The sequence below is a fragment of the Xanthobacter nonsaccharivorans genome (genome assembly GCF_043194755.2).
GTDB lineage: Bacteria > Pseudomonadota > Alphaproteobacteria > Rhizobiales > Xanthobacteraceae > Xanthobacter > Xanthobacter autotrophicus_G.
In genome coordinates, this window is sequence record NZ_CM195526.1 from 2,099,377 (window position 1) to 2,113,397 (window position 14,021).

Below are 14,021 nucleotides of genomic sequence, written 5' to 3' on the forward strand. Positions count from 1 at the left end.
CTCTGCCGCTGCCACGCGGCGAAGCCGGAGGCCATGAGGCCATCGGGAGGAGGGGCAGCGTAGAGCCACCCCCTGGAGCGCCGGCGAACCTCAGCCCGCGGCGCGCGCCCGCCGGATCACCTCGTCGTCGGAGGGCGGCGAGCTCGGATGGTGGGAGAGGCAGTTGGGGATGGCGAGGCGGGTCACCGCGAGCCCCTCGCTCGACGCGTAGAACTGCCCTGCGGACAGGGTGCTGATGTCGTCCACACTTCCGGCACGGGCCGCCGCCAACTCCTTCGCCGCCGCGATCTGGGTGGGATGGTTGAGGCGCCCGAAGAACTGGGTGGTGCAGTTGCCGGTGATGCCGTTGTGGATGCCCTTCGGCGCCTGGGTGGCGAACACCAGGCCCAGGCCGTACTTGCGGGCCTGCGCCACGAGGGAAAGGGTGCTCTGCCGGCACGCGGTGGCTGCCGCCGCGGGGGCGAAGTTCTGCGCCTCGTCCATCACGTAGAGCCCACCGAGCTCCGCCTTCGAGGGGTTGCGCTTCAGCCAGGCGAACAGCGCCATCTGCAGCTGGTTCACGAAGCTTTCCCGCACTGCCTGGTCCGGCAGGCCCGACAGGCTCACCACGGAGATGCGCGCCACCTTGCCCGCGGCGGGAGCGAAGAGCAGCCCGGGATCGAGCGGCTCCCCCTGGTCGCGCAGCAGCACGTTGAGCTGACGCTGTGCCAGAAGATTATCGGCGAGGCCCGCGGCGAGGGCGGGGGCGCTGCGGATCCCGCTCGCGGTGTCCGGCAGCGCCGCGAGCACGCCGATGAAGCCGGAGAGATCGCCGCCGCCCTGCCGCGCGAACAGCTCGATGGCGCCCTTCAGCACGGCGCGCGCACGCTGCGCGGTCTGGGTGGTGCCGTCGCAGCCGGCGAGCGGCGCGAGGGTGGCTGTGGCCATGTCGACGGCCTGCTCCAGCTCGAACGGATCGCCCAGGACAGAGGCGAAGTCGGGCAGCGGGCGCAGGTTGAGGGGCCGTCCGTCGGCGCGACCCGGCGTCCAGATCACCACGTCGGCGGTCTCGGCGAGACGGTGTGCCCGCGCAATATCCCCCTCGATCCAGCCCTTCGGCGGCGCCGGCCACGCCTCGCCGAGCCGCGAGAGGTCATTATTGCTGTCGAGGACGATCGACGACACGCCGCGCAGCGCCGCCTGCTCCACGAGGCGCCGGATCAACACGGTCTTGCCCGAGCCCGACCCGGCGAAGATGGCCACGTGCTGGCGCAGTCGCGCCAGCGGCAGCGCGACCGGCAGGTCGCCCGGCGCCCGCCCCGCGGCGCTGCCGAGCGGCATCACGGCCGGATCGTCGGGACTGCCTTGAGGCAGGTCCGCCGCCCCGGGAGCGGGCTCGGGGGCGCGGCGCGGCAGCGGGGCAATGACCCCCTTCGTGCCGGAAGCGGGCCGCGGCTCCGGGGGACCGGCATCGTCGTCCGGCCCTGACCGGAGGCAGCGCGCGAGCAGGGCGATCTGCCGGGTCGGCCGGCGGGTCCTGAGCCAGAGCGTGAGGCCTGCCGGCTGCGCCTCGATCATGCTCCTGAGGGCCGCGAGCCTGCCGATCTCATCCACGGTGAGCGGGTGCACCTGCCCGCCGTCTTGCTCGAGGTCGGCGACCGCCGCCGCCGTCGCCGGGCCGCCCGGCCAGGGCTCGTCGCGCAGGATGACGAGATGGCGCAGGTCCTTCAGCAGTCCGGCGCCGGTGGCGACCTTGGCCTGCCGCAGGCGCGCGCGCACCGTCGCGTGGTGCGTCGCGCCGATGGCGAGGAAAGACCAGATCTCCTCGGCTTCCGAGCTGTCGTTCAGCGACTTGCGCAGGCGCGCGTGGAGTGCGGGCGTGCCCTTGCCGAAATCGGTCTCGAACACATACCTGCCCTCGTCCGGACGTTCGTTGATCCAAGCTTCCAGCCCCGCCTTCAACAGGGCCGGCATCGTGGCGTCTTCCTCCTTGGGGTCCGGGCGCGGGATGGGAATCGCGCGGAACTCCTGGAACATGCGGTCGAGGCGCGTGAGGTCGTCGGTCGCGGGCGGCTTCGGCGCCGGTGGCCGCGGGACGGGATCGCCGAACGAGGCGAGCTCGCTCGCTGCCCCGGCCTCAAGGCAGCGCCCCACGTGGCGTGCCACCGCGCCGATGAGCTCGCGCGGCGTGAACAGGGGCAGCGCATCCGGCGCGAAGGCGCCGCGCGCCACCGGCCAGGTGGGGTAAGGCGGCGTGAAGCCCGCCCGCGCATTGCCGGAGGCAAAGCGCCGGGTCACGATTTCCTCGGCCACCGGCCCGTCGATCTGCCGCGACAGGGTAACCGGAGCGGGTCGGAAACGATCCCGTGCCGCGCCCACCGCCTTCTGCTCGATATAGCTCATGGTTTCCGGGAAGCACGAGACCACTGTCAGGGTCGTCGTGGTGTGCTCCTTCATGTCCATGAGGCCATGGGCGATCTGCGCCAGCTGGTCCGGCTGTTGTGTCACCGCCAGCGTGTCGAGCAGCACGTCCAGCTGGTCGAAGGCGACGAGGCTCGCGCCGGTCTGGCCGAGCAGCGCGGACACGGCAAATGCGCAGGCCCGCGCGCCGAGCGTGCTTTGGTGGAAACCCAGGGCGCGCCTGTCGGCGTCGTCCAGCGGCAGGCCGAGCAGCATCATCTGCCCGAGCACCGCCTGGGGATGCGTGCTCTTGAACAGGATGAGCGCGCGCAAGGCGTCATCGGCATCGAGCCGCATGAAGCCGTCGGGCAGGCGCGGCCGGCCGGGTTCAAGCGTGCGGAAGCGCTGGATCAGGAGGTTCACGAGCTTCGCGTCGAAGTGCGGGCCGACCAGGAACTTGTATTCGCCCGACGACTTCTTGAGGCCGAAGCGGCTGGCCATGCGCTCGGTCCAAACGTCGATCTGGCGCCGTCCGTCCGGCAGCGGGCGGGTGAGGCCGTCGAGATAGGCGTTCACCACGCAGGGCCAGAACGAGCGCCCGTCGAGCAGCTCCACGAGGAAGAAATACCCTTTGCGCTCCCACACCTGCCGCCGGACCGAGCCAAGCAGGTGGGTCTTGCCCAGTCCTTTGCCGCCCACGAGGAACAGCCCGGCGGGCGAGGCGGACGCGCCGCGCGCCGCCGCTTCCTCCGCTTCGGCGAAGGCCGTGAGAATGCGCGCGCGACCGGCGGCGTGCAGCGCGTCCACGTGCAGCGCGGAATCCTGCCACACGCTCTCCAGCGAATGGACGCCATCGAAGCGGTGCTCCTGCAGTGCCGCCAGCGCCTTGTCCATGGTCGCCCCCATCAATCGAGGAAGGCGAAGTGGTGTGCCGGCGCCGCGCCCACGAGCAGGCCGGCAGCGCGATCCTCCGCGGTGAGGGTCTTCTGGTCCACCACGGGCTCCAGGCTGATGCGCCGCGCCCGCAGCAGGTCAAGCAGCGCGGCATCGAGGGCGTCCCGGTCGAAATCCGGCAGGGCGCGGCGCAAGGCCGACAGGCGGACCCAGCCCTGCGGCCGGGTAACGAGGGCGCGGTACGCTTCCTCGATGGCCCGGGCGGCGGAGGGACGGCTCTCGCCTCCGGCCGGGGCGGGCGCCGGGGAGGGCATGATGGCGAACACGTCGGCCGCGGAGAGGAGGTTCGTCTCCATGAAGCCGGCAAGCCGCCCGAGCACGGCGTGAAGCACCTTGTCGGCGCTGCGGCTGCCCGGCGGTGGCGCGGCAGTGAACGTCTCCCGCGCGGTGTTCCAGCCGGCGTCAGTCAGCTCCAGGGCGAAGCTGCCACGCGGCAGCGGGGTCGCGAGCACCAGGCCGTGCCGCTCCAGAGCCTTGCGGTCCGGCGCCTTCAGCGCCACGACGGACGAGAGGTGCTGGTTCGGCGCCGCGCCGCCAGCCGCCATGAGCGCGAGCAGCATCAGGCGCTGGTTGGGCTTCAGCTCGTTGATCCTCATCCGGGCGGCTCCTCGGTGCGGGGCTCAGGCGGAAGCGGCCTTGGCCGCTGGGCCGCGCCGGAGTGCCAGAATCGCCTTCACCTTTGCAAGCGAAAGCTGCAAATCCGAGAGCACTTGCTCATTGGTTAGTCGGAGAACCAGATAGCCGGCGTGAAGCAGGGCGAACTCGCGTTCGCGGTCCTGGGCGTATTTTGCCTTGCTGCGATGGTCGTCGCCGTCGATCTCGACCACCACGCGCTCGGCTTGCCACAGCACATCCACCCGCGGCGCCGGCCCCACGGCGACCACGCGGTTGCAGGCGAAGGGCGCGGCCCACGGCGTCCGGGACAGCGCCCGCCACAAGGCCACCTCCGCCGGGCTATTGGGGTTCGGCAGTCCCTCGATGCCGCAGAAGAAGGCGGCCGGCGGGTGCGCCGGCTCCGTCTCCGCCTCGACCGGGGCCGGCGGCGGACCGATGTCCTTCGCTCTGCGGAACAGGTCCATGGACCGCCAGCGCGCAGCGGGCTCGGCAAGCCACACGGCAACATCGGCATGGTTGACGATCCACCGGCACAGGCCCTCCAGCAGACCGCCGAATGCCTCCTCCGTCCCCTGCGCGTCGAGGCAGACGACAAGCCGCCGCGCGCCGGTCGCGGCGGCGATGGTCGCGCACAGATCGCCGAGCTCGGCGCCGGGCGGCACATCATGGACCCGGGGCAGCCGCCCCGCGGCGGCCTGCTCCGCCGCCCGGCGCAGCCAGATTTCCGACACGCCAAGCCGCTCGGCTTGCACCCCGGCCGCGCCGTGGATGACGGCGATGGCAATGGTGGAGGCGGCCGAGAAATCCGCCGCCCCGGCGAACCAGGCAGGCCACAACCCGCCCAGGGTCGCGGCAAGATCATCCAGCAGAGCCTCGATGAGACCGGCGAACGAGGTCTGCGGCCTCAGCGGATAGAGCGCCACGCGGATGCCGGCCGCGCCGAGATCTTCGCTCGCCGCAGCCACCCCGTGCCGATCGAAGCCGGGAAGGCTCACCACCTCCCGGCGTTGCGCCAGGACGGCGAGCGGCGCAGCCGCGGGGCAACGGGCCGCCTGCGGGATGGACGGTTCACGCCCCACGGATCCCCCGTCCATCGAACCGCGCCCCCGCCTTGGAGGAGGTACGCAATCTGGCATTGCGGCCGCATCGCAGGCGATCGGACACGCCGAGCTCATCGCTGCCGGCGAGGCGCTCGTTGCTCGATCTGCGCGGCATCCGGAACGGCGTGGCAGAGGACATTTCCAGCCGGCAGCTTGCCGGGTGTTCCGGCGTGGCTCTGGCGAGGGCGCGCAGCACCGGCACCGCATTCCGGCAGGAGGCGACGGCGGAAGCGATATCCGCGATGACCCCGGCCTCCGCAGCTGCGTTTTCGCCCGTTAAGGCCTGACCGGTCGCAAGTTTCTCAGTCACGATGCCCCGCCCCCATTCCTGAGCGGCAGCTTAGGCCATTGAAAATCGGGACCGCAATCTGAAGATTGTGCACCCCCTCAGGTTGTGTCCAGATCCTCAGCCGTGTGCGGGAGGCGGCGTAGGGGAGGGGACGCTGACTAAAATGCCGGCATATCCGTTGGCGCCAAGTCGTTTCAGATTTCAGAAAATATCGTCAGAATATAAGCATAGATAAGCTTATCGGTCCTGCTTAGGTCATCTGCTCTTTTCCTGACACATGCCGGCATGGAGCGAGCGGCGAACCCGCTGGGTTTCGGCTGCGGGCCAGTGAGGCGCCAGTGTGGGTGACTGAGAGTGCCGGCACCGCCCCCGTTCGGCGCGGACACGTCCTCATCCCCGGTCCCGGCCGCATGCTTCGGGCGCTCACGATATCCCCGGCGCCCGGCTGGGCTGCGGCGCGTGCGCTGTGGTCACGCGCCGCGGTGGCGCCGCATTTTCGTCCCGCGAACCGGGAGCCGCTTCGCCCGAAGAGGCTCCGGGATCGACTGAGGCGCCGGGAAGAGCGCGGGATCGGTCGTCAGGCGTGCTGCGGCGGATGGCCCGCCTTCAGCGCCTCCGTGGGATCGGCGGTGAGGGCCGTCAGTCCGCGCAGGGGAAGCACCTTCGGCTCGCGCACGTCACACAGCGCGCCCAGATCGAACCGGGTGAAATTCATGCCGGCATAGTCGCGCACGAAGAAGAGCCGCCGGTCGAGGTCCGAAAGGCTGGTCCAGCATGTGAACTCGGTGGCATAGGGCTTGGCGCCGTCTTCCTTCAGGCCGGCCACTTCCATGTGGCCGCCGCCGCCCTGCGGATAGTCGATGGAGACGCCGCGCGGGCGGTCGAAATTGTTCATCACGTGGGCCAGCGCACAAACCGCCGCGTCGGGCGGGGAGGCCTTCTCCGCGAATTGCGCGTAGTAGACGGCCCGCACGAACCGCCCGACCGAGGTGCTGGAGGATGGCAGGCCCGCCGTCGCTACTCCGGAATCCGGCTGCCGGGCCTCGTAGCTGCCGAACGTGGCGGTCGACCGATCGACATTGCTGAGGAAGGTGTAGTTGTCGAGATTGGTCAGGTGCCAATCGAAGCGCGGCCCGTTGGTCATCACCCGGACCGGGTTGTCATAGAGCGTCATCTCGCCCTTGTGGAACTCGATCACCAGCGATGCGCCGGACGCGTCGTTCACCACATAATGGAACGGCGAGACTGCGCCCCGCAGGATGGACAGGGCCTCCAGGAAGACGGGCTGGGCGGCGAGCGCGGCCTTCACCTCGGCCACGGTGGCGAACCGCCCCAGCACCCAGCTGCCGAGATCCGAGGCGGCGAGCGCTGCGCGGGTCACGTCCGCCGATTGCTGGCCGCCGGCGGCGGAGGGATAGGACAGCACGCTGAAGGTGACCCCTTCGTCATTCAGTCCCTCGATCACCTTGAGGTCGGCGAGGCCGAGCGGCGCGTCAGGCGTCGGCACCCGCGCAGGCATGGTGATGGCCAGGAAGCGGTGGGCCAGCGTGTAGGCAAGCGCAGGATGGCCCGAGACCTCCGAGGTCACCGCGAAATCCACCGGGAAAAACGCCAGCTGGTAGGGCAGGTCCACGGTCAGTTCCAGGGTGCGGCCCAGATAGTTCTTTCCGGTGGCGTCACTGTAGACGAGCGCGGTGCACATGCCTTCGATTCCCCGAATGCTGAAGTCTTGCGTGACGTCAGACCGCCTGTTTGGTGGCACACTTTGGACGGTGCGAAAAGACCGCCTGGGCGGCTTCCGCATGCTCCGCCGCGTTTGATTTTCGGTTAACCGCTTGTTAGGAGTTCAGTGGGGGCGACGCATCGGAAGTTTCACCGATGCAGGACGCGCTCCGCTCCATAGCTTGGTTGCCGGAGGCTCGTGCCGCGTGTCCCATCGATTCGTTCCTGACCGGCTCGGCGTCTCTTCCTTTCCTCACCTGCTCCGATCCGGCGGCCGCGCGGCCGCAGGCCTGGCCGCCATGAGCCTTGGTGGCTGCGTGCCGGCCGGCGCGCCGTCCATTCCTTTCTTCGGGGCCTATTTCCCATCCTGGCTGCTGTGCGCCTTCCTGGGCATTCTCGGCGCCATTCTGGTGCGGGTGGTGTTCGTGCGCCTCGGCATCGACGACGTGCTGCCGGCGCGGCTTCCGGTCTATGTCTGCGTGGCGGCGGGGATCGGGTTCCTCGTTTCGGTCGTCAGCTTCGGGCGATAGGCGGTGGAGACGGAGGCCAAGGCCCATTCCCGGCGCGCTCTCGGCTTCGTGGTCAGCTGCGCCGCCGTTGCGGTCGCGGTGCTGTCCGGCTGGCGCTACTTCCGCGATGCCGAGCTCAATCCCCTGTCCCAGGATGCGGTCGTCACCGCCGACACGGTGAACGTCTCCGCTGCCGTTCCGGGCCGCATCGCGGTGATCAACGCGAGGGACAATGGCAGCGTCCGCAAGGGCGACCTTCTGCTCGCGCTCGACGCCATCCCCTACAGGCTGCAGGCCGAGCAGGCGGGGGCCGACCTGCGGATCGCCGAGGCGGCGCTGGCCGATCGGGAGCGCGCGGTCTCCGCGGCACGCTCCAACGCCATCATTGCGCAGGAGCAGGTGGCCCGCGCGCGCTCGAACCTTGATCTCGCCACTCAGACCCTGTCGCGGCTCGAGGCGCTCCGGCCCAAGGGCTATGTAAGCGCCCAGCAGGTGGACGACGCCGCCACGGCGAAGCGCGACGCGGAGATCTCCCTCAAGCAGGCCCTGCACCAGCAGGCGGCGGCGGACGCGCTGGTCAGCGATGCGGCGGCCGCCGCGGCCCTCGTGGATTCGCGCCGCGCGGCGCTCGCTTTGGCGCAGCGGGCTCTTGCCGATACCGAGGTGCACGCGCCGTTCGACGGCAAGGTGGTCGGGCTCACCCTGTCGCCGGGCGAGTTCGTCATCTCCGGCCAGTCCATCTTCACCCTCATCAACACCGGGGCGTGGTACGTCTCCGCGGCCTTCCTGGAGACCGAGCTGCCGCAGATCGCCATCGGCGACTGCGCCACGGTCTATGCCCTGGCCGATCGCAACCGGCCCATTTCCGGCCGGGTCGAGGGCGTAGGCTGGGGCGTCGCCTCGGAGGAGCTCATCAAGCTGCCGCGCACGATGCCCATCGTGCCGAAGTCGCTGGACTGGGTGCGCGTCGCCCAGCGCTTCCCGGTGCGCATCCGCCTCGTCGACCCGCCGGACAGCCTCATGCGCATCGGCGCGTCAGCCACCGCAAGCGTGCATCATGGCCGCCGCTGCTGACCTCTCCTGGCGGGGCATGGCCTGCCAGGTGCGCCTCGACCTGCTGCCGTTCCCCGGCCGGCTCGCGCTCACGTGGCGGGTGTCCCTGCTGTGCGCGCTCGTCGCCGCGGTGGCGATGGTCTACAAGGTGCCGGAGGCGGCCATCGGCTGCTATCTCGTCATCTTCCTCGCCCGGCCGGACGGGGCCGAATGCGTGGGGCAGGGCATCGGCCTCATCATCCTCGCGAGCGTGGTCGTGCTCGCCATGGCGCCCCTCATCGCGGCGACGGCGGACAATCCGCTGCTACGCCTGTGTGCGCTGGCGCTCATCTCCTTCGTCTTCGTCTTCCTCGGCGCGGCCTCGCAATTGGGCGAGATCGGCTCCATCATCGCCCTCGTCATCGTCTTCGTCCTGACCCTGGTGGACAGGCTCCCGGCGGGAGAGATCGCGACGCGCGGCCTGCTCTATGCGTGGCAGATGGCGTGCATGCCGATGGCGCTGATGATCGTGTTCAACCTCGCCCTCGGCACATCGCCCCATCGCCTGCTGCGCATGACCGTGACGCAGCGGCTCGAGGCCGCGGAGGAGGCGCTTGCGCTGTCGCCGGCGGCAGCGCGGCACCGGCTTGCCGACCTGCTCGGCGAAGGCATCGGCGCCTCGGGGCAGAAGGTGATGCTGGCCCGCCTGTTCCATACCGCCCCCGCGGCCGAGGTGACGTGGCTCTCGGGGGCCGTGCGCACCAGCTACCAGCTGCTGCTGGCGGTGGCGGCCCTGCCGCCAGCTGTCGGCGAGGAAGCCCGCGCGGCGTTCCAGGCGCAATGCCGCAACGCGGGGGATGCGGTGCGCGCCGGCCGGCGGCCCGCGGCGCTGTCGGATGCCGATGCGGCCGTGCAGGCCTCGGACGGCACCGCGCAGGGGGCGGTGGCCGCAGCCCTCGCCGACCTTGCCCAGCCCAATGGCGGCACGGATTCCGTGGCCCCCAAGCCGCCCTTTCTCGCCCCGGACGCCTTCAGCAATCCGGACTATCAACGCTACGCCCTGAAGACGACGGCGGCGGCGATCATCTGCTACCTGACCTATTCGCTGATCGGCTGGTCGGGCATCCACACGGCCATGATCACCTGCTACGTGGCTGCGCTCAGGACCACGGCGGAGACCGTCCACAAGCTGGCGTTGCGCATCGCCGGCTGCCTGGTGGGCGCGGCCCTCGGCTTCCTCTCCATCCTGTTCGTCATCCCCTATATGGATTCGGTGGGCGGGCTGATGGCGCTGGTCTTCTGCGGCATCCTGCCGGCGGCCTGGATATCGGTGGGAAGCGAGCGCATCTCCTACGCCGGGGTGCAGGTGGGGCTCGCCTTCCTGCTCACCATCCTCAACGGCTTCGCGCCGAGCCTCGACATGGCGGCGGGGCGCGACCGCATCGTCGGCATCCTGCTCGGCAATCTCGTGGTCTATCTCATCTTCACCGGCATCTGGCCGAAGAGCGCCACCGTCGACGTGCGCGCGCGGCTCGCCCGCGCCCTCTCGGCGCTGGCGCGGCTCGCCGCGCGGGAGCCGGCCCAGCGGGCGGCGGCGGTGGACGACGCCGCGCTGGCGGAGACGGAGGCGGAGACGGCCCGGCAGCAATTGCTGCTCCTGCCGTTCGAGCCGGCCGCCCAGCGGCCGGCGCCCTGTCGCATCGCCCGGCTCGACGCGCTGATCGCGGAGACGCGCGCGGCCTTGCCCGCCCTCCTCTTCTCCGACGTGCCGACGCCGCAGCTCGCGGGGCCGCTCTCCCGTGCGGCGGAGCTGATCGCCCGGGGCGGCAGCGACGGGCCCGCGCCGGACACGGCCGATGCCGACGACGGCGCGGGCGCGCTCGCGGCGCGCATCCACCGCATCGAGCGGCTGGCAGCGGGGTGAAGGCCATGGCGCATCACTCCTTCCAGTCGCGCGCAGGGCGCATCGCGGACCTCGCCCGGTGGTCCCTCGTGGTGCTGGCCTGCGCGCTGCTGCCCGCCTGCGCGCTCAATGCCCTCGACAGCGCGCCGGCCGACCCCTCGCAGCCCTGGACCCCGACGCAGCAGGCGGAGGCCCGTCCCACGTCATCCCCGGCCGACGAGAAGACGGCGCCTGCCGCGGCCGTGGCGCCGGCCCGGGATTTCGGCGTGCCCGCCAAGCCCGCCGCGGCGCTGATGAAGCCCGCCCCGGAGGTCGCCCGCAACCAGGCCTATGGCCTTGCCGAACTCATCGACCTCGCCCAGACCCAGAACCCCGCGACGCGCCTCGCCTGGCAGCAGGCGCGGCAGGCGGCGCTGGCGGCGGGGATGGTGGAGGCCACCTATGTGCCGCTCATCACCGCCAACGTGGTCGGCGGCTACCAGAAGTTCACCAATCCCCTGCCGGTCACCATCGGCGGCGTGGACCAGGTCCAGACCACGGTCTCCGGCCTGTCCCCCCAGGTAGCGCTGCAATGGCTGGTCTTCGACTTCGGCCAGCGCAGCGCCCTGCACGAGACCGCGAAGCACAATGCCAGCGCCGCCAACGTCCTGTTCAACGGCGTGCACCAGAAGATCATCTATGATGTCACCCGCGCCTATTTCCTGTACGGGGCGGCGCGCAGCCGCATCGACGTCGCCACGCAGACGCTCGCCAACAGCCGCGACATCCTCGATGCGGCCGAGGCGCGGCTGAAGAACGGGCTCGGCAACACCGTGGAGGTGGCGCAGGCGCGCCAGCAGGTCGCGCAGGCCCGCTTCGCCCTGGTGCAGGCGGAGGGGGGCGAGCGGGATGCCTATCAGGCGCTCCTCGGCGCCATGGGGGTGAGCCCGGTCACCGGCTTGAAGGTGAAGCCGGCGAACGGGCGCAGCCTGCCGGAGAGCATCGGCGTGCCCACCGAGAAGATGATCGAGGTCGCGCTCGCGCGCCGGCCGGACGTGCTCGCGGCCTTCTCGGCCATGAAGGCCAGCCGGGCCGGCATCCCCGCCGCGCAGGCGGAATTTCTGCCGAAGGTGTATCTCAGCGCCATCGCCGCCGGCGGCAACACGAACCTTTCCGCCTCCGGCCTGCCCAATATCGGTCAGATGTCGTCCGCATCGGGCGTGATGGTGGGCGCGACCGTGCCCATCTTCGACGGCGGCCTGCGCGCCGCACAGGTGCAGAACGCCGAATCCATCGCGGCCGCCACCGAGGCAACGTTCGAGAAGGTGCGCGATGCCGCCGCGCGCGAGATCGTCGTCAGCGCGAACACGCTGCGCTCGGCGCTCGCCTCCTACCGCGCGGCGAGCGCGCTCGCCGATGCCGCGGCCGTGACCTATGACGCGGCGCTCTCCGCCTACAGGACGGGGGTCGGCACCATCTCCGTGGCGACGGCCGCAGACAGCGGCCTGCTGACCGCCCGCCAGGCCCAGGCCGACGCCCATGCCGCCTCGCTCGCGGCGGCGGCGAACCTCGCCTTCGTGCTCGGCGCCATGACCTCGCGGGACGTTCCCGCGGGCCTCGTCGCCAGATGAAGCGGGGGCGCCGACCGCCCGGGTATCGCATTGAGCGGGCTGTCCTGCTGCCCTAAGGTTGGACCGTTCCCAGAATCGTCCGCCGCACGGGGGCCCGCGACGTGAACCTCGCCAACCTGGATCTGACGCTTTCCGCAAAGCTGTTCGCAGCCCTTTTCGCCATCATGAATCCGCTGACCATCATCCCGGTCTTCCTCAGCCTGACCGCGGACAGGTCGCCTGCCGAGCGGCGCAGCACCATGCTGGTGCTCAATGCGACCGTGGCGCTCGGCTGCCTGATCTGCGCCGTCGGCGGCCGCTTCGTGCTCGGCGTGTTCGGCATCGACGTCACCCACTTCCAGCTCGCCGGGGGCCTCATCGTGCTCCTGCTCGCGCTGTCCATGCTGAGCGGCGAGGAGCACAGCGCCCATGCGGGCACCCCGGCGGAGAAGCAGACCTTCAGCTCCGCCTCGAGCCTCGGTGTCTATCCCCTCGGCATCCCCCTCTCCATCGGCCCCGGCACGATGACGACCATCATCATCTTCTCGCAGGCCGGGGCGCATCCCGGCGGCGAGGCGGGTTTCTATCTCGCGCTCGTGGGATACGTGATCTTCTTCGGCGCCTGCATGGCGGCGGCCCCCGCCCTCTCCAGCCTGCTCTCTCCAACCGCCCTGAGCATCTCCAAGCGCCTGATGGGCATCGTGCTCGCGGCCATCGCCATGGAGATGATCAGCAACGCCCTGGGCCACCTGTTCCCCGCCTGGACCGCACGGTAAGACGGCAGGGGCTGTCGCGATCGCGGCGGGCAAGGGCACGCGAGCCCCACGGGGTGACGGCGCTGTCGTGACGGGCCGGCCCGCGGCTGGCCGTCATCGGCCGGCCACGCCCAGGGCCGCCGCGCGGGACAGGAGCCGCTTTGCTGCGAAGTAGAACGGGACCTCGACCAGGAGGTCCCCATGCCGGCCGCGGTCGAGCCCCGCGGCCCGCGCCGCCTCGAAGGCCGCGATGATCTCGCTGGCCTCCTGCACCTCGCCGGGCGAGGGGGTCATCGCGGCGTTGATGATGGCCACGTGAGCCGGCTCCACCGCGCTCTTGGCCACGTAGCCGAGCTGGCGGCCGTAGCGCGCGTCCGCGGTGCAGCCCTCCATGTCGGCAAAGGTGTAGGGGCAGTCGATGGACACGACCTTCGCCGCGACCGCCTCCAGGTGCAGGCGCTGGCGGGCATAGGCGAGCTCCACCGCCGCCTTGCTCCGGGGCGCGCCGAGATCCTCCGCCAGGTCCTCGGTGGAGCAGAGCACAGCGCTGACGCGCGGGCTGGCGGTGGCGATGGCATAGGTCTGCATGATGCCTCGCGCCGTCTCGATGTTCGGCACGATCTCGATGGCGCCGGGCGGGAAGCCGAGGTGCGCCTCGTGACGCGAAATCTCAGCGTCCAGCGCGGCGATCTGAGCGGGCTCGGACACCTTCGGCAGATGCACCGCGTCCGGCTGTCCGCCGATCACGCCCGCGAGGTCGGCAAGGCCGTCCGCCTCCAGCGGGTTGATCCGCACCGTGGCGACGATGCCTGCGGCGCGCCATGCCGCGAAGATGTCCGCCGCCATCGCCCGCGCCTGGGGCCGCAGGGCCGGCGGCGTGAAATCCTCCAGCTCCTGAATGAGCACGTCCGCTCCGCAACGGGCGGCCTCCACCAGCGCCGCCCGGTCGCCGCCCGGCACGAACAGCCAGCTGCGCCGCAGGGCCGCCGGCCGACGGCCGGCTTCGCTCCCGGAGGTTTCGGATGCTCCCGCCATGTCCATCCCCTTTTGGCGACGGCCCGCCTCGGGCTCGCCCGCATCTGCCGATCTTTGCGGCTTTCCCGGCCGGCGCGCACAGGGCGCGGCCCGTCCGGGGCCAGAAGAGCGGCAGGGGCGATTCCCCGCAAGGGTGGCG

General features: G+C 71.0%; 10 protein-coding genes. 5 read left to right on the plus strand and 5 right to left on the minus strand.

The window, feature by feature from the left end:
- Window positions 1–90 precede the first annotated feature (90 nt).
- The 4 genes from V5F59_RS09550 to V5F59_RS09565 all read right to left on the minus strand — a co-directional run bounded on the left by V5F59_RS09550 (window position 91) and on the right by V5F59_RS09565 (window position 7,039).
- On the minus strand, window positions 91–3,273 hold the full coding sequence (locus V5F59_RS09550) for an ATP-binding protein (RefSeq protein ID WP_393981439.1): 3,183 nt from the start codon (window positions 3,271–3,273) through the stop codon (window positions 91–93).
- An 11-nt stretch (window positions 3,274–3,284) separates the two neighbouring features.
- Entirely contained in the window at window positions 3,285–3,929 is a 645-nt protein-coding gene (locus V5F59_RS09555) for a hypothetical protein (RefSeq protein WP_393981437.1), read from the minus strand.
- A gap of 24 nt (window positions 3,930–3,953) precedes the next feature.
- Window positions 3,954–5,042: an endonuclease domain-containing protein gene (locus V5F59_RS09560; RefSeq protein WP_393981435.1), complete on the minus strand. Its 1,089-nt coding sequence runs from the start codon at window positions 5,040–5,042 to the stop codon at window positions 3,954–3,956.
- Between the two features lie 872 nt (window positions 5,043–5,914).
- Window positions 5,915–7,039: a linear amide C-N hydrolase gene (locus tag V5F59_RS09565; protein WP_393981433.1), complete on the minus strand. Its 1,125-nt coding sequence runs from the start codon at window positions 7,037–7,039 to the stop codon at window positions 5,915–5,917.
- Between the two features lie 226 nt (window positions 7,040–7,265).
- Here V5F59_RS09565 and V5F59_RS09570 point away from each other — a divergent pair, with 226 nt between their 5' ends.
- From V5F59_RS09570 to V5F59_RS09590, 5 genes are all read left to right on the plus strand, one after another.
- Window positions 7,266–7,589 carry a YtcA family lipoprotein gene (locus V5F59_RS09570; protein WP_393981431.1) on the plus strand — a complete coding sequence of 108 codons (324 nt, stop codon included), beginning with the start codon at window positions 7,266–7,268 and terminating at the stop codon, window positions 7,587–7,589.
- Window positions 7,590–7,592: 3 nt separating this feature from the next.
- A complete protein-coding gene (gene mdtN, locus V5F59_RS09575; RefSeq protein ID WP_393981429.1) occupies window positions 7,593–8,642 on the plus strand; it encodes a multidrug transporter subunit MdtN in 1,050 nt (349 codons plus the stop codon).
- Window positions 8,626–10,524: an FUSC family protein gene (locus V5F59_RS09580; RefSeq protein WP_393981427.1), complete on the plus strand. Its 1,899-nt coding sequence runs from the start codon at window positions 8,626–8,628 to the stop codon at window positions 10,522–10,524. The genes mdtN and V5F59_RS09580 overlap by 17 nt, the downstream gene beginning before the upstream one ends.
- Window positions 10,525–10,529: 5 nt before the next feature.
- Window positions 10,530–12,113 (plus strand): TolC family protein, encoded by a 1,584-nt coding sequence (locus V5F59_RS09585; RefSeq protein ID WP_393981425.1) that lies wholly within the window; start codon window positions 10,530–10,532, stop codon window positions 12,111–12,113.
- Window positions 12,114–12,214: 101 nt separating this feature from the next.
- Window positions 12,215–12,868, plus strand: coding sequence for a MarC family protein (locus V5F59_RS09590; RefSeq protein ID WP_393981423.1), 654 nt, complete (start codon window positions 12,215–12,217; stop codon window positions 12,866–12,868).
- 93 nt (window positions 12,869–12,961) lie between these two features.
- On the opposite strand, the gene V5F59_RS09595 is transcribed toward V5F59_RS09590, so the two are convergent.
- Window positions 12,962–13,882 (minus strand): HpcH/HpaI aldolase/citrate lyase family protein, encoded by a 921-nt coding sequence (locus V5F59_RS09595; RefSeq protein WP_393981421.1) that lies wholly within the window; start codon window positions 13,880–13,882, stop codon window positions 12,962–12,964.
- Between the last annotated feature and the right edge of the window lie 139 nt (window positions 13,883–14,021).

Excerpts from the sequence above, each read along its gene's own strand:
- V5F59_RS09550 (WP_393981439.1), bottom strand. The coding sequence starts at position 3,273 with ATGGACAAGGCGCTGGCGGCACTGCAGGAGCACCGCTTCGATGGCGTC.
- V5F59_RS09555 (WP_393981437.1), bottom strand. The coding sequence starts at position 3,929 with ATGAGGATCAACGAGCTGAAGCCCAACCAGCGCCTGATGCTGCTCGCG.
- V5F59_RS09560 (WP_393981435.1), bottom strand. The coding sequence starts at position 5,042 with ATGGACGGGGGATCCGTGGGGCGTGAACCGTCCATCCCGCAGGCGGCC.
- V5F59_RS09565 (WP_393981433.1), bottom strand. The coding sequence starts at position 7,039 with ATGTGCACCGCGCTCGTCTACAGTGACGCCACCGGAAAGAACTATCTG.
- V5F59_RS09580 (WP_393981427.1), top strand. The coding sequence starts at position 8,626 with ATGGCCGCCGCTGCTGACCTCTCCTGGCGGGGCATGGCCTGCCAGGTG.
- V5F59_RS09585 (WP_393981425.1), top strand. The coding sequence starts at position 10,530 with ATGGCGCATCACTCCTTCCAGTCGCGCGCAGGGCGCATCGCGGACCTC.
- V5F59_RS09595 (WP_393981421.1), bottom strand. The coding sequence starts at position 13,882 with ATGGCGGGAGCATCCGAAACCTCCGGGAGCGAAGCCGGCCGTCGGCCG.